The organism is Treponema sp. B152, assembly GCF_024181665.1.
GTDB lineage: Bacteria > Spirochaetota > Spirochaetia > Treponematales > Treponemataceae > Treponema_B > Treponema_B denticola.
Genome location: NZ_CP058668.1, coordinates 2,738,359 through 2,758,702 on the forward strand (window position 1 = coordinate 2,738,359; position 20,344 = coordinate 2,758,702).

14 protein-coding genes and 1 pseudogene are annotated in these 20,344 nt (G+C 40.5%); 4 read left to right on the forward strand and 11 right to left on the reverse strand.

What is annotated here, in order from left to right; genetic code table 11:
- Positions 1 to 73: 73 nt before the first annotated feature.
- From HYB91_RS12865 to HYB91_RS12875, 3 genes and pseudogenes are all read right to left on the reverse strand, one after another.
- Positions 74 to 1,396: pseudogene (locus HYB91_RS12865) on the reverse strand (AAA family ATPase); the annotation flags it as partial.
- Positions 1,389 to 2,426 carry a lipoprotein gene (locus tag HYB91_RS12870; protein ID WP_002676283.1) on the reverse strand — a complete coding sequence of 346 codons (1,038 nt, stop codon included), beginning with the start codon at positions 2,424 to 2,426 and terminating at the stop codon, positions 1,389 to 1,391. The pseudogene HYB91_RS12865 and the gene HYB91_RS12870, both read right to left, overlap by 8 nt.
- A gap of 19 nt (positions 2,427 to 2,445) precedes the next feature.
- Positions 2,446 to 3,063, reverse strand: coding sequence for a TP0733 family outer membrane beta-barrel protein (locus HYB91_RS12875; RefSeq protein WP_002666925.1), 618 nt, complete (start codon positions 3,061 to 3,063; stop codon positions 2,446 to 2,448).
- A 200-nt stretch (positions 3,064 to 3,263) separates the two neighbouring features.
- Between HYB91_RS12875 and folD the strand changes: the two genes are divergently transcribed.
- Complete coding sequence (folD, locus tag HYB91_RS12880) at positions 3,264 to 4,145, forward strand: bifunctional methylenetetrahydrofolate dehydrogenase/methenyltetrahydrofolate cyclohydrolase FolD (protein WP_002676282.1); 882 nt, start codon at positions 3,264 to 3,266, stop codon at positions 4,143 to 4,145.
- Positions 4,146 to 4,230: 85 nt separating this feature from the next.
- Here the strand turns inward: folD and HYB91_RS12885 are convergent, their stop codons facing one another.
- From HYB91_RS12885 to HYB91_RS12895, 3 genes are all read right to left on the reverse strand, one after another.
- Complete coding sequence (locus HYB91_RS12885; protein ID WP_002676281.1) at positions 4,231 to 5,685, reverse strand: carbon starvation CstA family protein; 1,455 nt, start codon at positions 5,683 to 5,685, stop codon at positions 4,231 to 4,233.
- 112 nt (positions 5,686 to 5,797) lie between these two features.
- Positions 5,798 to 6,445: a peroxiredoxin gene (locus tag HYB91_RS12890; RefSeq protein WP_002666928.1), complete on the reverse strand. Its 648-nt coding sequence runs from the start codon at positions 6,443 to 6,445 to the stop codon at positions 5,798 to 5,800.
- Between the two features lie 261 nt (positions 6,446 to 6,706).
- Entirely contained in the window at positions 6,707 to 7,273 is a 567-nt protein-coding gene (locus tag HYB91_RS12895; protein ID WP_002676280.1) for an NUDIX hydrolase, read from the reverse strand.
- Between the two features lie 84 nt (positions 7,274 to 7,357).
- Here HYB91_RS12895 and HYB91_RS12900 point away from each other — a divergent pair, with 84 nt between their 5' ends.
- Positions 7,358 to 8,179: a cytidylate kinase family protein gene (locus tag HYB91_RS12900; protein ID WP_002676279.1), complete on the forward strand. Its 822-nt coding sequence runs from the start codon at positions 7,358 to 7,360 to the stop codon at positions 8,177 to 8,179.
- Positions 8,180 to 8,286: 107 nt separating this feature from the next.
- Here the strand turns inward: HYB91_RS12900 and HYB91_RS12905 are convergent, their stop codons facing one another.
- Together HYB91_RS12905 and HYB91_RS12910 are read right to left on the reverse strand one after the other, a co-directional pair.
- Positions 8,287 to 10,917, reverse strand: coding sequence for a heavy metal translocating P-type ATPase (locus HYB91_RS12905; RefSeq protein WP_002676278.1), 2,631 nt, complete (start codon positions 10,915 to 10,917; stop codon positions 8,287 to 8,289).
- Between the two features lie 133 nt (positions 10,918 to 11,050).
- Positions 11,051 to 11,905, reverse strand: a complete 855-nt coding sequence (locus HYB91_RS12910) for an Rpn family recombination-promoting nuclease/putative transposase (protein WP_002676277.1) — start codon at positions 11,903 to 11,905, stop codon at positions 11,051 to 11,053.
- A gap of 164 nt (positions 11,906 to 12,069) precedes the next feature.
- Between HYB91_RS12910 and HYB91_RS12915 the strand changes: the two genes are divergently transcribed.
- Both HYB91_RS12915 and HYB91_RS12920 read left to right on the forward strand, forming a co-directional pair.
- Positions 12,070 to 15,720 (forward strand): DEAD/DEAH box helicase, encoded by a 3,651-nt coding sequence (locus HYB91_RS12915; protein ID WP_002676276.1) that lies wholly within the window; start codon positions 12,070 to 12,072, stop codon positions 15,718 to 15,720.
- 69 nt (positions 15,721 to 15,789) lie between these two features.
- The gene (locus HYB91_RS12920) at positions 15,790 to 16,845 is read left to right on the forward strand and encodes a threonine aldolase family protein (protein WP_002676274.1); all 1,056 of its coding nucleotides are present in this window, start codon (positions 15,790 to 15,792) and stop codon (positions 16,843 to 16,845) included.
- A 17-nt stretch (positions 16,846 to 16,862) separates the two neighbouring features.
- On the opposite strand, the gene HYB91_RS12925 is transcribed toward HYB91_RS12920, so the two are convergent.
- The 3 genes from HYB91_RS12925 to gyrB are packed head-to-tail and all read right to left on the reverse strand — an operon-like array spanning position 16,863 to position 20,236.
- A complete protein-coding gene (locus HYB91_RS12925) occupies positions 16,863 to 17,537 on the reverse strand; it encodes a hypothetical protein (protein ID WP_002673400.1) in 675 nt (224 codons plus the stop codon).
- A 40-nt stretch (positions 17,538 to 17,577) separates the two neighbouring features.
- On the reverse strand, positions 17,578 to 18,297 hold the full coding sequence (locus HYB91_RS12930) for a DUF5058 family protein (protein ID WP_002676271.1): 720 nt from the start codon (positions 18,295 to 18,297) through the stop codon (positions 17,578 to 17,580).
- A gap of 22 nt (positions 18,298 to 18,319) precedes the next feature.
- Complete coding sequence (gene gyrB / locus HYB91_RS12935; RefSeq protein ID WP_002676270.1) at positions 18,320 to 20,236, reverse strand: DNA topoisomerase (ATP-hydrolyzing) subunit B; 1,917 nt, start codon at positions 20,234 to 20,236, stop codon at positions 18,320 to 18,322.
- Between the last annotated feature and the right edge of the window lie 108 nt (positions 20,237 to 20,344).

Below are 20,344 nucleotides of genomic sequence, written 5' to 3' on the forward strand. Positions count from 1 at the left end.
TAGGATTGAATTTACTTTAATATTATCAAAGCGATAATTTTTAATGGCGGTAAAGCGATAATGTAAGGCTTTAGCTTTGCCGCTTTTTTAAAATCTCTGGTTTTATCTTGCCTTCATAGCCTTGATCACTCGGATCATAAAAATGAGTGCCCTCAAGCCCATCCGGAAGGTATTGCTGTTTGACCCAGTGCCCCTCAAAGGCATGGGGATAAAGATAGCCTTCACCATGACCTAAAGCTTCTCCGTCGCGATTTGAATCTTTTAAGTGGTTAGGAACTTCTTTATTTTCCTTTTGAACACAATCTAGGGCTTTGAAAAAAGCTTCGGCACTGTTTGATTTAGGGCAGGTTGCCAAATAGAGGGCAGCATGGGCTAGATGATACCTGCCTTCAGGCATACCTACCCTGTCAAAGGCTTCGGCCGCACCTGCAACAACGCTTACAGCCCCGGGGGATGCAAGCCCTATATCTTCACATGCTGAAATTAACATTCGCCTAAAGATAAAGCGAGGGTCTTCTCCTGCCGCTATCATTCTGGCAAGCCAGTACACGGCAGCATCGGGATCGCTCCCTCTGATAGATTTTATAAAGGCACTTATAACATCATAATGATAGTCGCCGTCCCGATCATACAAGACAACCTTCTTTTGGATACTTTCTTCGGCTGCTTTTAGACTAATCTTGATTTTAAAATTTTCTTCAGGAGGCCAGTGCTCCGCACTCGTTTCAACGGCAAGTTCAAGAGCGTTTAAAAGACTTCGCGCATCGCCTGATGCCGTATCGATAAGATGCTCCACGGCACCGGCCTCAAATTCTATTTTCCAGTTACCGTAACCCCTTTCTTTATTTGTCAAAGCAAACTGTGCAACTTTTTTTAGGTCATTATCGGTTAAAGGTTTTAATTCAAAAACGCGGCTGCGGCTTACAAGAGCCTTGTTCACCTCAAAATAAGGATTTTCCGTCGTAGCACCGATTAAAATTATCGTCCCATTTTCTACCCATGGCAGGAGGGCGTCCTGTTGGGATTTATTCCAGCGGTGAACTTCGTCAACAAAAAGAATAGTTTTGCGGTTATAGAGCTTTTTGTTTTCCTCAGCATTGGTTACGGCTTCCCTTATCTGCTGCACACCGGCTAAAACGGCATTTAAACTTAAAAAATTGCTTTTAGTGGTATTTGCGATAACTCTGGCAAGGGTGGTTTTTCCTGTTCCGGGAGGGCCGAAAAAAATAAGTGAAGAAAGTCTATCAGCTTGGATTGCCCGCCTTAAAAGGCATCCCTTTCCGATTATATGTTCTTGGCCTATATATTCGTCCAAGCTGATAGGCCTCATGCGGGAGGCAAGAGGTTCATTTTGTTTAGAACTTGAAGCCGCAGCTTCAAAAAGATCCTTACTCACGGTTCCATTCGCGCTTTTTATCGCTATAAAAACCCCATAGACCGGTGTTTCTTGTAATTGTGCCTGAATAAATGCCCATAAATACGGCATATTTACCGCTCCCCGCATTTCCTCTTTCAACACCCAACACAGGATATGTATAATAACTTCCAAGGGTAGTTTGGTATTGGGAATAAGATCCGGGAGGGGTTGTAGAACCTGAATTGCCGGGGTTAAGCTGTTTTGCTTTTGAAAGATCCGTAGTATGTGCATTATCCAGCTGTATCTCGGTATATCCCTTGTCACAGCCTAGCAATATGGTTTTTCTTTCCTTAAAGTAAGAAATACTTACAGGACTTTTTGATATTGATATTTTATTATTCCAAGTTCCGCCATTTATGTAATAGACTGTTGATCCGGCAAGTACAAATACTTCATTTGGATTGCCTGTTGAGCACATCCCCTTTACTCCGCTCGGTAAATTTGATATCTCAACAGCAGGAGAAGCATCTGCTTTATATAGCTTTGCAGAGTTTTTTGACTGTACCACAACATAGTTTCCTGCCGCATATAGGAAGTTTACTTCGCCTGTAGCTATAGGATTATTAATACCTGCTATTCCTATCTTAAAAACTTTTTTTTGGTTCGAATCATATCCGAAAACAGTCGTGTCACCGGCAATAACATGGATATCGTCTGAACCTGATACAGCACTCCATGTTTTAGTTGATTCATCATAAAATTTTACGGGTCCTGTAACAAAGCTTGCAAAGACATTAGCAGCATTCTTTGCAAGCTTTTGAGTACGTTCGGCGGGTAAAATCTTTGACCAAGGGCCATCGTAATTTTTTGATTTTGAGTAAACGCCTGCCAGATTTGAGGCATAAACCATTGTATCGGTTGCTACCAAACTTAAAACATTCCCTCCAACCGAAAACTCTTTTAACTCGACCTCTTGTTCAATGGCTGCAAATATGGGTCTATTATTACAAGCCGTAAAGCCGATAAAAATCATTGGTATTAAAATAAAAATATATCTTCTAAATTTCATACTGAATTCTCCATATTGATTAAAGATGATATCTGGCAGCAAAGCTGATGCCTAAAAAATTTCCCGTTCGGTTATTTGTTTTATCTTTGAACCACTGGGGGACTACGTTCCAAGATACATCGCCTCCGAAAGACCATTCGGGAGAATACTGATAGTAAGTTCCTGCATCAAACCTAAAAATCATGCCGAAGTATTGGGCTCCGTTTCCGCTATAAGACTGAACAGAAACCCCTATACCTCCTCCAAGAGGGATACGCCATTTCCCGACAGCAAAGGTATAGCCCATATCAAAGGTTATAGGTACGGCAAAGTAAAGATTTTTTGCCAATGTGGGATAAAACTGAAAACTTATAGTTCCGCCCAAAGAAAAACCATCTAAGATATAGTAGCCGAAAGCTGCATTGATGGTGCCTCCCGGCCAAATATTCGGTTTAATAGCAAATTTCTCGGCTGAAGTATTAAAAAGAGGGACTCCTAAGGATAAGCCTACTTTTATGAATTTATCGCCTTGTCTGACCGGCCGAAAGACTGCAGTTCCGTCTATTTTACTATTTGAAGGAGTTTCAGCCTCTTCTTGTGCAAAAATCGGAATCAAAAAAACGCTGATAATCAAAAAACAAGAAATAAATCTCTTCACTTTTTATTCACCTCTAACTTAAAAAATAGTATATCTTATTTTTTACAAGAATGTCTATATGTAAGTCTTGCACAAAATCATATTATGTTATAACATAGTAGATATAAGATAACATAACAATCTTATCTTGTTTAAACTAACACAAGTCTAGAACAAACCGGAATAAGAATAGTTACTTATACAAGTAAATGGAGGAAAAAATGAGTGCAAAAATTATTGACGGTGCCCAGATAGCGGCAGACTTACGGGCCGATATTGCAAAAGACGTTGAAAAAATAAAGGCAAAGGGAGTCCAACCCACCTTGGCCGTTATTTTGGTAGGAAATGACCCTGCGTCCCAATCTTACGTAAAGGGAAAGACAAATGCTCTTCATGAAGTAGGAATGAATGACAGGACATTCAGGCTTCCGGAAACTACTACGCAGGATGAATTACTAAAACTTATAAAAGAGCTGAATGCCGATAAACTTATAAACGGTATTTTAGTGCAGTTACCTTTACCCAAACAAATCGATCCCGATGCCGTAATTGAAGCTATAAATCCCGAAAAAGACGTAGACGGTTTCCATCCTGTAAATGTCGGGAAACTTCTTTTGGGACACGATACCTTTATTCCTTGTACCCCCCATGGTGTAATTCATCTTTTAAAGAGAACCGGAGTTGAAACAAAAGGTGCAAAGGTTGTAATTGTAGGACGCTCCAATATCGTTGGGAAACCTCTTTCCGTTTTGATGATGAATAAGGATGTAAACGCAACAGTAACCGTTTGCCACAGCGGTACAAAGAATTTGGCGGAAGTTACAAAAGAGGCTGATATACTGGTTGCAGCTATGGGAAAGCCCCAGTTTATCAAAGCCGATATGATTAAAAAAGGCGCCGTCGTTATAGATGTAGGTGTAAACCGGATTGATGACAGTACGAAAAAAAGCGGCTTTAGGCTTGTAGGCGATGTTGACTTTGAACCCGCCTGTGAAATTGCTTCTGCAATAACACCTGTTCCGAAAGGGGTAGGCCCAATGACCATAGCTATGCTCGTTGCCAATACCCTCATCGCAGCAAAAAGGCAAAACGGTTTGGAATAAACCGAATCGATTTAATCCGGAAAATAAAAAGGTTAGGATTATAATAAGAAGCCCCGAATTGAGATTTTCAACTCGGGGCTTTTTTTTAAACTGATGGGGCCGGTATAGGCGGCACATCCGTACCGTTTTTCTTTTTTCTCATAATTACAAATATAAAGGCGCCCAGACAAATAAGAGCAGCAGCAATTCCTATGGGATAAGAAATCATCTTATCAAGCTTAAATCCTTCAGGAGCCATTAAAATATATGTAACCGAAACAGCTGTCATAAAAGTTGCCGGAACCAGGGCAATGATAAAATTCTTCTTATTTAAGAATAGATACATTGCTCCTACCCATAATGCAATCATTGCCAAAGTTTGATTTGACCATGCAAAATATCTCCAAATAATATTAAAGTTTATTTGGGATAGAAGACCTCCTATAGCTAAAAGAGGAATAGCCAATAAAAGTCTTTTATTAATCGGTTTTTGATCTACCTTGAACCAGTCAGCAAGAGTTAAACGGGCACTCCTAAATGCCGTATCTCCGGATGTTATAGGGCATGCAATAACACCTAATACTGCCAAGAAACCGCCAATATGTCCCAATAACTTGAAGGAAATATCGTAAACAACACCTGCAGGACCGCCCAATGTGTTAAGAGCTTCTTGTAAGCCGCCTGTTCCATAATAGAATGTCATACCGGCAGCTGCCCAAACAAGGGCAATAATTCCTTCACCTACCATTGCGCCATAAAATACCTTTTGTCCGTCAGCTTCGGATTTAATACAACGAGCCATTAAAGGGGACTGAGTTGCATGGAATCCTGAAATAGCGCCGCAAGCAATGGTGATAAACAGCAAGGGCCAACGCGGTAAATTGGAAGGATGAACATTAGCCAATGAAAATTCGGGTATAGTCATTGTTCCGCGGAAAGCATTAAAAAGAATACCGGCGCCGATACCTAAGGCCATGATTATAAGGACAATACCGAAAATCGGATAAATCTTTCCGATAATCTTGTCTACCGGTAAAATTGTAGCAAGGAAATAATAAGCAAGAACAATAATCAGCCAAAAAGTCGAGCCGAATTTTTCCGGTGTTAATATTGCTAAAAGATCGGCCGGTCCTTTCATAAAAACCGTACCTACAAATATAAGTAAAACAACGGCAAAAACTCTCATGATAAATTTCATAATCGGGCCCAAATATACCCCTGAAAGTTCTGAAATACTGGCACCGTCATGTCTTTCGGAAATCATTCCCGAAAGGTAATCATGCACTCCTCCCGCAAAAATCGTTCCAAGTCCGATCCAAAAGAAAGCAGAAGCTCCCCAAAGAGCTCCCGAAATCGCTCCAAAAATCGGTCCCAATCCCGCTATATTCAATAATTGAATCAAGAATACGCGGCCTGTCGACAAAGGAACATAGTCTATCCCGTCCTGCTTAGATATTGCCGGCGTCGGTGCAGAAGAAATACCAAATACTTTTTGGACATATTTTCCATAAATAAAATATCCCACAATAAGTATTGCCAAACAGATAAAGAATGTAATCATACCAGCCTCCTTGTGATATAGTAATAGTGTACCATATTTTTAAAAAAAATACACCCAAAAATGGCCTTTAATATAAAAAAATAGCCGATTAAACTAATCGGCTATTTAAATTTTATAAAGATTTGTGACAGAACCAGAAATCGTAACCGTCATATTCCTTTAAGCGCTTTTTAGCTTCCGCTTCTGTAGGAGGCGGCGGAATGATGGCTCTGTCCTTGATAAGCCCGTTATTAGGCCAGTCGGCAGGTAAAGCAACCTTATTCTTATCGGAGGTTTGAAGAGCTTTAACGGCTCTAACAATTTCTTCCATATTTCGGCCGATTTCCTGAGGATAGTAAAGAACGAGTCTTACCTTTCCGTTGGGGTCAACAATAAATACGGCGCGAACGGTGTTTGTGCCTTTCCCGGGGTGTAAGAGTCCGATTTGGTTTGCAATGCTGTCATTTGCAGCAATTACAGGGAAGGTAATCTCTACACCTAGTTTTTCCTTAATCCATTCAATCCATTTTAAATGGCTCTGTATTTGGTCAATAGAAAGACCGATTAGTTTTACACCGAGTTTTTCAAACTCAGGCATGAGCTTTTGAAAAGCTACAAATTCCGTAGTACATACGGGTGTAAAATCTGCAGGGTGGCTAAAAAGCACAAACCAACTGCCTTTAAGATCACAGGGAAGCTTCATAGGTCCGTGTGTTGTCGAAACCGCTAACTGGGGGAAGTCGTCTCCCAAGAGGGGCATATTCATTGTCATTTGTTCCATAATTTTCTCCTTAAAAAATTATTTTAAAGCAAACTTTTTTAAATAAACTTTTAGTGCTTTTTAAAGGTTTTTTAGTGTCTTTCGGTTATATATAAGCAAATTTCATGCTAAAGATAGTAAAATCAAAATAAGACGTATTTTTAATAAAAATACGGGAATTTGTATTAAAATATTTAGAATTTCAATAAAACTAAGGTAGTCTAGGTAAAATTCACACCGTTATATCGGTGGTTATCACTGATATATCGGTGCACCGACATATCAGTGATATTGCTTTTCTTTTAAGTATAGGAAAAGAGCTGCGTTCATAATAGCATGAGTGTAGGGCGGATTACCCATGTTTTGAATAACTTTTTTAGCGGGGATTTCAAGAATATTTAAGAATTCATCTTCATCAAGATTTTGCTTAACTTCTCCCTTGTCCAGCTCCGCCAAAAAAACGGTACAAGAGTTTTCCATTATTGCGGGATTGGGGGACAGTGTAGATAAGCATTTTATATTTTTAGGAGTTCGGCCGGTTTCTTCTAAAAGCTCCCTTAAAGCAGCATCTTCCGGTTTTTCTCCTTTATCGACAACACCTCCGGGGAATTCGATGCAGACGCTTTCCGAACCGTGCCTCCACTGCTGTACCATCACAAAGATATCTTCTCCCGATGAGTTTTGGTATACGGGAATAACAATAACCCAACTAGGCGCTTTTAGAGAAATAAAGGTCTTTTTTTCTCCTTCAGGAGAAATGCTGTCTTTCTCACAGACACTAAAGACCCTTGTTTTTAAGATCTCTCTGGAAGCAGCAGGCTTCCAGACAATCTCGTTATTCTTTTCCATAAAAATTGCAATTCTCCATTTGACATATCAAGAATTTCGGGTTATTCTATTATAAAGCGAATTTAATTGCAATAGGAGGTTTTTATGGCAATTATAACTATTTCACGCAAAATCGCTTCCTTTGGTGACGAAACAGCGATTGAGCTGGCCAAACTTTTAAATTACAACTTTATTGACCGTAAGTCGTTGGAAAAAGATTTGCTTGCAAAAGGAATTTCGGAAGTACAGCTAAAAAAATATGATGAGCGCAAGCCCGGCTTTTGGGCATCCCTTTCAAGGGAAAGAGATTCTTACTTTGATTATTTGCGTGAAGCAGTATATGAGCATGCTTCTTCAGGCAACAGCATTTTTATAGGCAGGGGAGGCTTTGCAATCTTGAGAAATGTGCCGGGACTTTATTCGGTACGCTTGGTTGCTGCCGACGATATAAGAATTTCGAGATTGATGAAGGAATTCAATTATTCCGAAAAAGAAGCGCGAGCACTGATGGAGGAAAGCGATAATAATAGAGACGGGTTCCATAAGAATTTTTTTAATACGGTTAATGAAGACTCTTCCGAATATAATTTAGTTATAAATACGGGGTATATAAGTCCTCTTCAAGCCGCCGAGATAATCAAATACGGGCTTGAAAAAACCATAAGCAAAGAGGATGCCGCTTTAGGCGATAAAAGATTAAAAGAGCTTTTATTGGCTCAAAAAATCGTCAATCATATTTCTTTTGATTTGAAACTTCAAATATATTTCCTTGAAGCCGATATTTCGGAACATGAAATTATTTTACACGGTGTCGCCGACAACGCAGGTCTTATTCAAAAGGCCATAGATGTTGCTCAAGAAATGGCAGGAGGGCGCAAGGTTTCTTCAGCGATAAGCATGGTAAACGAGTACAAGCCTTTTCCATAACAGTTAAAAGCATGTTGCAAGGCTTATGAGAAAATCGGCCGGAATTAAGTTTCGGCCGATTTTTTTTCTTTTACTAAATCTAAGGTAGACCTCTAAAGTTTTTTAAGCTATTCTACCGTATAACCCGCATCTTCAATAGCTTTTTTTAGGTCTGCAACTGAAACGCTTTCAGGATGGGTGATAGTTGCGGTTTTTGCACCTAAATCTATTTCGGCTGAAACACCCGAAATCTTTGTCAAAGCTTCCTTAACATGGGAAACACAATGTTGGCACTGCATGCCGTTTACCTTTAATACAGTATTCATAAGTTCTTTCTCCTTAATTTTATTTTTATCCGCTGCGCAAGATTCTGTAGAGCCTGCATCACGGCTTATTTTGCATTTTCTTTTGGGCTTAAAATAATTTAAACGCAAGGCATTGCTTACAACAGACACCGAGCTTAGACTCATGGCAGCTGCTGCAATCATCGGGCTTAAAACAATTCCGAAAAGAGGGTAAAAAACTCCTGCCGCTAATGGTATACATAGAGAATTATAAAAGAGAGCCCAAAAAAGATTTTCTTTTATATTCCGCATAACGGCACGGCTTAACTGAATAGAATCTACAGCCGTTTGTAAATTATCGTTCATCAAAATAATGTCTGCGCTTTCGATAGCTATATCCGTTCCGTTTCCTATGGCTATGCCTACATCGGCTGTCATAAGGGCAGGGGCATCATTGATTCCGTCGCCTATCATAGCCGTTTTAAGACCGGCTTGCTGCAATTTTTCGATTTCGTTTTTTTTGTTTTGGGGCAAGAGCTCGGCAGAAAAATCATCTACTCCCGTCTGAGCCTTTATTGCATTTGCCGTTTTTTTGTTGTCGCCCGTAAGCATTATGGTCTTTATCCCCATCGCCTTAAATTCTGCTATTGACTCAATACTGCCCTCCTTAATTTTGTCGGCAACAGCTATAATTCCTATGAGCTTTGCACCCGTATCGGTTTCCGAAGAACTTCCGCCTGTACGGCCGCTTACGCCAATCAAAAGAGGGGTCGCTCCCTTTTCCGCAAGGGCATCAATTTCGGCCTTGGCATGGGAAATTTCGATATTGTTTTTTTGGAAAAGCTTTTCATTCCCTGCAAGGATTTTTAGGCCCGAAGCTTCTTCAATACCCGAAATCCCGAAACCGTGTTCAGCCTTAAAGTCCTTAATTTTCAAAGCCTCTAAGTTTTTTTCTTTTGCTCGTTTTATAACGGCATTTGCGAGGGGGTGCTCGGAAAGCACTTCAAGACTATAGGCAAAGCTTAAAACTTCGTCCTCGCTAAAGTTTTCGGTTTTTTTAATATCGATTACATCGGGGCGGCCTTGGGTTATTGTACCGGTCTTATCCAAGACTACGGTATTTGTTTTGTGAGCCGTTTCAAGGGCTTCTGCAGAGCGGATTAAGATACCCAGCCGAGCGCCCTTGCCTGTTCCGGCCATAATGGCTGTAGGTGTTGCAAGGCCTAGGGCACAGGGACAGGAAATTACAAGCACCGAAATTGCTCTGGAAAGAGCGAATTCAAAGCCTTCGCCCGCAATCAGCCAGATAAAAAGCGTAATCACCGCAATAGCTATGACCGCAGGCACAAAGTAGTTGCTTATCTTATCGGCAAGCTTAGAAACGGGAGCCTTCGAGGCCGAGGCTTCTTCCACAAGGGCAATTATTTGGGAAAGGGTTGTATCATCGCCAACCCTTTCAGCTTTAAATGTAAATGTTCCTGATAAGTTTATGGAAGCACTTACCACCTTGTCGCCTGCGGCCTTTTCGACAGGGAGGCTCTCGCCCGTAATTGCAGCCTCATCTACCGAAGAATTCCCTTCCACTATAATACCGTCAACGGGAATGGAAAAACCGGGCTTGATTAAAATCAAATCACCCTTTACAATTTCTTCAACAGGAATTTCTTCTTCCTTACCGTTCCTTATAACAAGGGCGGTTTTGGGCCTAAGGTTCATCAGCTTTGTAATTGCCTGAGAAGTTTTTCCTTTTGCATTGGCTTCAAGGAATTTCCCCAAGCTTACGAGGGTTAAAATCATCGCAGCCGATTCAAAGTAAAGGTCCCCGGCAAAAAGCCTTACCGTTTCCATATCTCCATGCCCCATTCCGTAGGCCATCTTATAAATAGCAAAGATGCCGTAAATAAGGGCTGCGCCGGAACCGACCGCAACGAGGGAGTCCATATTGGGAGCCTTGTTTAAAAAAGCCTTAAAGCCTCCCGTAAAGAATTTTTTATTTATAATCAGCACGGGAAGAGCAAGCAGAAATTGAGTAAAACTAAAAATAAGAGCATTTTCTATTCCGTGCAAAAAATGAGGAATCGGAAGAGAAGCCATGTGTCCCATCGATACATAAAAAAGAGGAATCATAAAGACTAAAGACAAGATTAGCCTTTTTTTTATCTTATCTCTTTCAAGTTTGGCGGCATCGTTTTGAAATGAGCGGGTACCGGAAGTCTTACCGTCAGCCGAGTTTTTATTTGAAGAAGAGTTTTTTAAACCCTCGGCAAGCGAGGCTCCGTATCCGGCTTTTTCGACAGCATCTATAATCTTATCTGTACCAAGGATAGCCTCATCGTAATTGACGCTCATGCTGTTGGTTAAAAGATTTACCTGTACCTCGGCGGCTCCTTCAAGTTTTTCGACAGCCCTTTGAACATGGGAAGAACAAGCCGAGCAAGTCATTCCCGTAATATTGAACTTTATTTTTTTACCCATGTTACTAATATACAACTTTTAAACGGAAAGGTCTAGGATTTTTTTAAGGGGCTGTAATAAAAAACCCCGAAAGGAAGCGGAGCATTCTGGACGGAAAAAAACAAAAATACTTTTTAAAAGATGATAAAGTTGATTATAGTTTTTCAATTTCTTCTTTGGTAAGGCCGGATATTGTGCAAATATCACTAATCGGATAATTCATCTTTTTCATCAACTTTGCCGTTTCAAGTTTATTTTGGTAAGCCCCTTTATCAAGACCTTGTCGATAGCCTTCGCTTATACATGAAGCCCTGTCATGTTCATATTTCATTCGAGAGTCATAAAGCCATTTATCTCTAGGACTCATTTCCATTACAGAAATAGCGGCATTTGCTTTTTTCATCATTGTCGATTCTTGTTCTAACATTTCCCGCACCTCCGGATTATCAGTTTCGATAAATTTCAACCAGCTTAATAAGCGTTTTGTTTTATTATCTTTAAATTGGCCTTCTTTTAAGAGTCTTGCCTTTTCAAGGTTTAGTATATGAATCTCAAGTTTTGAAACTAAAGGCTCTTTTGTATCTTGTTCAAGAACAAGATACTTGTTGTGTAAACGCTTATTTTTATTAAAGCCTTTTCCTATCAAATTTATTGTAATACACTTTGGCAGTTTTGTATAGTCTTGGCCTTGTTTTATAGCTTCGTTGTACATTTTAGACCAATAATACAAGGTTCTTTCAGGAAAATCAAAATGCCAGTTGTTCTGAATTTCAATGTCGACAAAGGTTCCGTCTTTTAGTCTTAGCTTAATATCTAAAATACCGAGCTTTTCACTTAAAAGTTCCTTATGAAACTCCTTATCCAGAAGTTCCAAACCTGCGATATTCTCAGGCGGAATATCCAGTATACATTCCAACAAATCCTGAAGAACGTCCTTGTTTTCTTCTACTCCGAATATACGCTTAAAAGCGTAGTCGTTGCGTAAAGTTATTTTAAACAATTTTTGCATTTTTTACCTCTCATAAAAATTATTTTTAAAGAAGAAAAATTTTCCCCCTTTCATAATTATTATAGAAATTGTTTGTAATAGATAGTAAAATTTAAAAAATAATTTATCGATTATGTATATCGATTATGTATGCCGTAAATACGTCATAGCTATGAGACGCTCACATGATGAAGATGCTTTTGCTTGATAAGCAATTGCAAGCCCTCCCATCTTTTGGTATACTTCTCGCTATGGCAAGACAGACTTACGGGACGACACCTTGGGGTGCATGGTTTTTGGATATGCTGAAGGCCTATGATGATTCAGGCCGATTGTCCAGAGGAAAAACTTATGCAAACACAGGGAAGGTAAATTCTCTTGTGGTAAACGGGCAAACGGCGGGAGCAAAGGTTAAGGGGAATTATTCTCCTTGGTATCATGTGTATTTTAAATTCCCGCCCCTTTCAAAAACAAATGAAACCGCAATCCGCTCAATCTTAGAAAAACATCCGATTGAACTTGCAGGCCTTAGGGCGGGAATTATGAGCCCGGCCCTCATCGAAGCCCTAAAGAAAAAGAAAGTGAGGCTCATTCCTGCCCGCTGGAATTTAATCGAAAGGGACTGCACCTGCCCCGATTCGGGAGACCCTTGCAAGCACATGGCGGCCGTTCTTTTTTTACTTGCCAAAGAAATAGACCATGACCCTCGCCTCTTGTTTAAGCTTGCGGGCTTTGACATCGATTCTATAAATGTACCGGAAACCGAAGTTTTCGAAAAAGGAGGAACACAAAAACTTGGGCTCCTCCAAGAGCAGCCCGTTCCGTTGAGCCTCCGTAAAAATGAAACCTTAAATAAAGCAGCAGACTTATCTTCAGACTCATCAGTCAGTGAGACCGCTCATAATTCTTGTGAACTGCAGAGTCCTTTAAAATTTTCCCTTGGAGAATCCTATCTTCCGCTGATAACAAATATTCTTCCTCCTGAACCTAATTTTACATCAAGCGATTTTATAATCAAGCTGACGGAATTTTATCATAAGGCGGTTTTAAATTACGGACTCAACTTTTACAGTCAAGAAAAGCAAAACGAAAAACAAGAAGAAAAATCGGTAAACCCTTTTTTGTTTGCGAGGGTAAAAATAAATATCGACAATATCCGAAAACAAAAAAGAGCTTTCCCCCTTGAGCCTAAAAGCCCTCTAACGGTAAACATAAAATTAGGCGAAACCCACGAAATAAATCAAACTCTTTTGCAAGCTCAAAATTTTTATAAAACAAGAAACAGCTTAAATGAGATGAGCCCATCGGTTAAAATTCTTTTTTCTCTCTTTGCTCTTGCAGGGAAATTGATTCAAAGCTCCGCATTTATACCTGCCGTATTTACCGAAAACAAAAAGCTTTTTATCTTTTGGAAAAGCCTTTCTGCTTCTTCCGAAATAAAGGCCGACATTTTTAAATTTGCAGCTTCCCTCACAAAGGACTTTTTTCTTCCGGTTGAAAAATGGGGAAGACTCTATTGTGCAGAACTTTTGCTTACAGCCTTTTTAACCGAATATGCGGCATCTTTAAAATTCTTTCCTAACAAGTCCTATACTAAGGACAAAGAAATAGACAAGCTTTTTTTTTCAAATGAAGAAATCGATATAAGCATTCCCGGCAAGCGGAATTTGTATACGGTAATTTATTCTTGGCTTTCGGTTTTAAATTACAGTAATTGCGGATATGAATACCGCTTAACCTTGGAGGCCTTAAAAGACGACGAATTCTTTTTGCTTTCCGCCCTTGTCCGTAAGGCTAAAGAAAAGCAACTAGAGGCAGGCGATGATTCCTTTGCTCTTGAAGCAGAGGCTCCCTTTGCCGAATTAAATACCGCAGCAAAGAGGAGTAAAAACCCTGACGATATTTTGCGATTTCCTGCAACCCTTGCGGCTTACTTACCGGCTCTTTCGATTCTTGCAATTAAAAAAAATGTGATGCTTTCGCGGGAAGAAACGGGGCTTTTTTTACAAAAGTCGGCAAAGCTTTTACAGCGTTTCGGTATCGATATAGTTTTACCTAAAAGCCTAAAAAACGTTTTGACTCCCAAACCTGTTATAAGCGTAAAATCCGTAAAGGGAGCAGGAAACGTAGTTTCGTTTTTAAACCTTGATGATGTTCTTTCTTATGACCGAGCTCTAATGTTGGGAGATACCTTAATAGATATAGACGAATTTAAAAAGCTCTTTTTAAATAAATCGGGCTTGGTAAAATTTAACGATCAGTTTCTTTTACTTGATCCCGAAGAAGTTGCCAAGATGTTAAAAGCCCTTGAAAAACCGGCAGATACAAAAGAGGTTTTGCAAGCGGTTCTTTCGGGAAACGCAGTTTGTTCCAAACCCGCCTCAGAAATTATCAAAAATATTTTCAGGCAAGAAGAGGTTCCCGTTCCTCAAAATCTAAATGCGGAATTAAGGCCTTATCAAGAACAGGGCTACCGCTGGCTTTATGCAAACATCAAAAGCGGCTTCGGCTGCCTTTTGGCCGACGACATGGGCTTGGGCAAAACCGTACAGATTATAAGTTTAATGCTTAGCTTTAAAAATTCAAAAGAAGCGGAATCCCCTTTTTTGGTTATAGCCCCAGCAAGCCTTCTTTCAAACTGGGAACACGAAATAGCAAAATTCGCTCCTTCTCTTAAAACCGCCGTTTATCATGGGGCAGGGCGTAAGTTCACTACCGAAGCAGATGTAATAATAAGCACATATCAAACTATGCAAAAAGATATAGAAAAATTAAAAGACAAAAAAGTTTTTTGCATTATTTTAGATGAAGCTCAGGCTATAAAAAATTCCGGAACAAAAAAGGCTCATGCCGTAAAGGCAATTCAGGCGAGGGGCAGAATTGCTCTTACAGGCACACCGGTCGAAAACAACCTTGAAGACATGCGTTCCATATTCGACTTTTTTCTTCCCGGTTATTTAGGTACGGCCGACGAGTTTAGAAAAAAATGGCGTATTCCGATTGAGCTTCATAATTCGGAAACCGAAGCGGATGATCTAAAAAAAATTACTTCACCCTTTTTGCTCCGCCGTCTAAAGACCGATCCCAAGGTTATCTCGGATTTGCCGGATAAGATAATTACAAATCAATATTGCAATTTGACGCCTGAGCAGCTGGCAATTTATGAAAACCTTGTAGAAACGGAATTGCACAAGGTGATGGGAGCCGAAACTAAGATTGAAAGACAGGCCTATGTTCTAAAACTTTTAACGGCCTTAAAACAGGTGTGCAATCATCCTAGAGCCTATGATAAGGAAACTCCAATCGAAATGAAATACTCAGGCAAGGCCGCTGTCCTCATCGAGCTTTTAAACGAAATAATTTCTTCGGGAGAAAAGGCAATTATTTTCAGCCAATATGTAGGCACCCTCGACATTTTAAAAAACATCATTCAAAAAGAATTGGGGACCGAACCTCTTTTGCTCCACGGTCAAATGCCCGCCTCAAAAAGAAAAAAGGCTGTAGAGGTTTTTCAAACGGATCCTGCTTACCGCATCTTTTTAATTTCGCTTAAGGCGGGAGGTACGGGCCTTAACTTGACGGCAGCTAACAGGGTAATTCACTTTGACCTTTGGTATAATCCCGCAGTTGAAGATCAGGCCACAGACAGGGCATTTAGAATAGGACAGACAAAAAATGTGTTCGTGCACCGCCTTATCTGCTCCGGTACTTTTGAAGAAAAAATTGATGAGATGATTCAAAAAAAGCGGGAAATAAGCGGCATGAGCATTTCTGCAGGTGAAACGTGGATTTCAAAATTGAGCAATGAAGAATTGGCCGGCCTTTTTAAGAGTTAATTCAAACATGAATCCAAACATTGATAAGCCCCTTTTTTTATGATATAATCTAAATTTAGGGGGCTTAATATGTATTTTTTTATAAATGATTACAGTGAAGGTTGTCATCCAAAAATTCTTAAAGCATTGACGGAAACAAATGAAGAGCAAACCGTCGGTTACGGCTGTGACGAATATTGTGCAGAAGCTGCAGACCTTATCTTAAAAGAACTGGATGCACCTCAAAGTAAGGTTTATTTCTTTTCTGGCGGAACACAAACCAACCTGACCATGATAGCCTCAGTACTAAGACCACATCAGGGAGTTATCGCCGCCGATACAGGACATATAAACGTGCATGAGTCGGGAGCTATTGAAGCTTGCGGACACAAGGTTCTAACCATCGAATCGGCAAACGGAAAAATAACGGCAGATCAGGCTGATGCTCTTATAAAGGCTCATTACGATGATCCCACAGCCGAGCATATGGTTCAACCCGGAATGATTTATATTTCAAATCCTACGGAACTCGGCACCATTTATTCAAAAAAAGAATTACAGGCTTTAAAGCTGACCGCTCAAAAATATTCCGTACCCCTCTATGTTGACGGCGCCCGCCTAGGGACAGCCCTCACCGCTGACAATAACGACTTAAGCCTTGCAGACATGGCAAGATATACGGATGCCTTTTATATAGGCGGAACAAAGATGGGCGCTCTTTTCGGTGAAGCCCTTATCATCAACAACCAAGATCTTCAAAAAGACTTTAGATATATACAAAAACAAAAAGGCGGTCTTTTTGCAAAGGGCAGACTTTTAGGCCTTCAGTTTAAAACTCTTTTTACGGATAAGCTTTACTTCGAAATAGGAAGAACAATGAACGAAACGGCAAAGATGATCCGTAAAGGGTTTTCCGATAGGGGCTTTTCTTTTTTTATGAAAAGCGAAACAAATCAAAGTTTTCCCATAATCGAAAACGGCCTTTTAGCTAAAATAGAAAAAGAATTTAAATGCGAATTTTGGGCAAAAATTTCAGAAAACCAAACAGCAGTTCGCTTTTGTACCTCATGGGCAACAACAAAAGAGGCGGTAAAAAAACTTTTTGAATACGTGGACGAGATAAACAGCAATGCGATTAAAAGATAATAAGGGATTCGGTTATTTTAAATTTTTCCTTTCTTATACATTATCCTCGTGTAGATGATTGTAATTGCGGCTCCTACGGGAATGAGCATACTTATGGCCTTTCCAAGCTGGGGCATTGCAATAAAAAGAATCAGCATAAAGGCAAAGGGAACTGCGGCAATCTTAGGATTTTTTGCAACAAAGACTACCAGAAGGCCGCCGAAAAGGGCCGGCAAGATATTTTTAAAGGCCGGGGCCATGATGGGTGATTCCAATATGGGTTTTAACTGAGTCAATAAGAGCATTCCCAAAACCAAGATAAGGGTTGTAGTAATGGAAGAAACTGCGACGGCTATTGTGGTAACTACATCTCCTTCTTCGGTATTGGCTTCAACCTTTGCCGTCTCCAAAGCCAAGACTCCGCAGGGCACTTTTAGGTTTGTCAAGTTTCCTGTGATAAAGCCTACATAGGTTCCGCCCGCACCGAGCATGGGTGCGAAGGTAAAGGCTTCAATAATTCCTACCGGCCAAAAAACAACGGCAACACCGAAAAGCCCCCGTAAAAGGAGCCAAAAATTAGGCCAGGTATTATAGTAAATACAGGTAAAAAGAGGATAAGAAAGAAACATTATAATAGCTATTACCATCCATGTTCTTCCCCACCTATGTATGCTTTTTTCATATGAACCGAATTCTATTTGTGTATCTTGCATAATATCCTCCTATAAGAAGTTCCATAAAACCTTAAACGGTTTAAGCTATCAACATGGTAATCGGAATGGAAAAAGCCATTCCGCCCAAAAGGCTTATCGGCATAGCATAGCTTTCAAGCCACTTAGCCCTTGTCTTTTTTACGATTAAACCGCAGACAAGCATTAAGAAGGCCGAAAAGAACATCACAAAAACGGGAATCCAACCCTTAAGTCCGAGCCTGATTTCAGAAAATATCATTCCTAAAAAGGCGGAAATCATTCCCATAAAAAGGGCATCGATGAGGAGTTTACTCCATTTTTCATCCTTGGACTTCATCTTAATAAGATTTTTTTGCATCTTGGGCAGAAAAAGAGCAATCACGACAATCCCCGAAATTATTCCGAGGGCCATAACCCAAGAAATAGTCGTATAGGCTGTTGCATTTGCAATCGGCTCATCCAAGGGAATGTCTAAAACGGAAGCAGCTGTGCTTGCCGCAGTAAGCTCATAGGTTAAGGCTCCCAGTACCGAAAGACGGAGCCAAGGCAGGGGAAGTCCTAAAAATTTGGAAAGGCTTATCATGCCTAGAATGATTGAAATGGCGGGTGCAACCGTAAAAATCGCTGCTCCGGAGATAATTTGCTTTATCTTTTTTTGGGGCATATTGAGCTCTTTTGCCCGCTTCAAAGCCTTTATCAAAAAGAAGACGGACTGAATTAAAACAAAGAGTATCACAATACCTGCAAACCAAAAGAGCACAGAACTATTAACATCAAACATACATATTCCCCTTAATTACACATCACACATCCAGATTTGCATAGACGGCGTTTTCTTCGATAAACTTTCGGCGGGGCTCAACTTCTTCGCCCATCAGCGTACTAAAAATTCTGTCGGCTTCGACGGCGTCCGGAAGGGTAACCCTCATCATTTTCCGCCTTGCAGGGTCCATAGTTGTTTCCCAAAGCTGGGTCCCGTCCATTTCGCCCAAGCCCTTGTAGCGCTGAACAGCAGCATTGTTTCCGCGTCCTATTTGATCCAAAACGGAATCTCTTTCATCATCATTATAAACATACCATTCTTTTTTATTGTGTGAAATTTTATAAAGAGGCGGCATCGCAAGGTAAACGTGCCCCTTTTCGATAACCTGAGGCATGTACCTAAAAAAGAATGTTAAAAGAAGAGTCCGGATATGGGAGCCGTCAACGTCGGCATCGGCCATTATTATAACCTTGTGATAGCGTAACTTTTCTATATTAAAATCCTTGCCTATGCCGGTGCCGAGGGTCGCAATAATAGGCTGAAGCTTTTCGTTGTTTACAACCTTGTCTAGGCGGGTTTTTTCGACATTGAGCATTTTTCCCCAGAGGGGCAGGATAGCCTGCGTCTTGCTGTCCCTTCCTTTTTTTGCAGAGCCGCCTGCAGAGTCTCCCTCAACTATGTAAACTTCACAAGACTCAGGGTCTTTTAAAGAACAGTCTGCAAGTTTTCCGGGAAGGCCGAAACTGTCCAAACCGCTTTTTCTCCTGGTAGCTTCCTTTGCTCTTCTGGCAGCAATTCGGGCTGCGGCCTCGGCGACGCATTTTTCCAAAACCTTTTCGACCTCATTAGGATTTTGCTCAAAAAATAAGGTAAGCTTTTCGTTTACAAATGAGTCAACTATACCCCGAACATCGCTGTTTCCCAGTTTTGTTTTTGTTTGCCCTTCAAATTGAGGTTCGGGAACCTTTACTGAAACGATGGCGGTAAGACCTGCGCGGACATCTTCTCCGGTAAGCTTTTCTTCCTTATCCATCTTTTTTACAAGCTTAGGATACTTCTTTAAAAAGTCGTTCATTACACGGGTAAGGGCTGTTTTAAAACCTTCAAGGTGAGTGCCCCCTTCGCGGGTGTTTATATCGTTTACGAAGGAAAGGAGGTTTTCGTTATAGCCGTCATTGTATTGAATGGCAACCTCGCAGAGAATATCGTTTTTTTCGCCTTCGATAAAAATGGGACTTTTCGGAAAAACTTGTTTTGATTCGTTCAAATAAGAAACAAACTGCGATATTCCGCCCTCAAAGGCGAAGGTAACCTCTTTTGGGGTAGAAAGGCGCTCATCCCTCATCGTAATGGAAATTTTGCTGTTTAAGAAGGCCAATTCCCTTAAACGGGTTGCAAGCACTTCAAAATTGTATACGGTGGTTTCGGTAAAGATAGAAGGATCCACTGCCCATCTTATAACAGTACCGCTTTTTTCGGTTTCTCCTATTTTTTTTACGGGCTCAAGAATGGAGCCTTTTTCAAACTTTGCATAGTGCTCAAAGCCGTCCTTGTAGACCTTGGCCTCCATCCAAACGGAAAGAGCGTTTACAACCGAAACGCCTACTCCGTGCAAACCGCCTGAAACCTTGTAAGAACCCTTATCGAACTTACCGCCGGCATGAAGGCGGGTTAAAACCAGCTCCAAGGCACTTATTTTTTCGGTAGGGTGAATATCTACAGGAATACCTCGGCCGTTGTCCTCTACACGGACAATATCGTTCGGCTCAAGAACTACCAAAATTTTATCGCAAAAACCGGCCATAGCCTCGTCTATACAGTTATCTACAACCTCATAAACTAGATGGTGAAGACCGTCCGGCCCCGTTGAACCTATATACATACCCGGTCTTTTTCTGACCGCTTCCAAACCCTTTAAAACCGTAATATTATTTGCCGAATAATTTGACTTTGTCATTTTTTTTCCTTAAAAGCTTATAAATTCCCATAAAATTTGACAATAAATGCCTTTTTTCATTCTATCATTATTGCAAAAAAAAGTAAAGAAGTAGTATAATGGCGAGCT

Bases quoted from the DNA above. Each gene is read 5' to 3' on its own strand.
- HYB91_RS12870 (WP_002676283.1), bottom strand. From the start codon at position 2,426: ATGAAATTTAGAAGATATATTTTTATTTTAATACCAATGATTTTTATC.
- folD (WP_002676282.1), top strand. From the start codon at position 3,264: ATGAGTGCAAAAATTATTGACGGTGCCCAGATAGCGGCAGACTTACGG.
- HYB91_RS12885 (WP_002676281.1), bottom strand. From the start codon at position 5,685: ATGATTACATTCTTTATCTGTTTGGCAATACTTATTGTGGGATATTTT.
- HYB91_RS12890 (WP_002666928.1), bottom strand. From the start codon at position 6,445: ATGGAACAAATGACAATGAATATGCCCCTCTTGGGAGACGACTTCCCC.
- HYB91_RS12895 (WP_002676280.1), bottom strand. From the start codon at position 7,273: ATGGAAAAGAATAACGAGATTGTCTGGAAGCCTGCTGCTTCCAGAGAG.
- HYB91_RS12900 (WP_002676279.1), top strand. From the start codon at position 7,358: ATGGCAATTATAACTATTTCACGCAAAATCGCTTCCTTTGGTGACGAA.
- HYB91_RS12905 (WP_002676278.1), bottom strand. From the start codon at position 10,917: ATGGGTAAAAAAATAAAGTTCAATATTACGGGAATGACTTGCTCGGCT.
- HYB91_RS12910 (WP_002676277.1), bottom strand. From the start codon at position 11,905: ATGCAAAAATTGTTTAAAATAACTTTACGCAACGACTACGCTTTTAAG.
- HYB91_RS12915 (WP_002676276.1), top strand. From the start codon at position 12,070: ATGATGAAGATGCTTTTGCTTGATAAGCAATTGCAAGCCCTCCCATCT.
- HYB91_RS12920 (WP_002676274.1), top strand. From the start codon at position 15,790: ATGTATTTTTTTATAAATGATTACAGTGAAGGTTGTCATCCAAAAATT.
- HYB91_RS12925 (WP_002673400.1), bottom strand. From the start codon at position 17,537: ATGCAAGATACACAAATAGAATTCGGTTCATATGAAAAAAGCATACAT.
- HYB91_RS12930 (WP_002676271.1), bottom strand. From the start codon at position 18,297: ATGTTTGATGTTAATAGTTCTGTGCTCTTTTGGTTTGCAGGTATTGTG.
- gyrB (WP_002676270.1), bottom strand. From the start codon at position 20,236: ATGACAAAGTCAAATTATTCGGCAAATAATATTACGGTTTTAAAGGGT.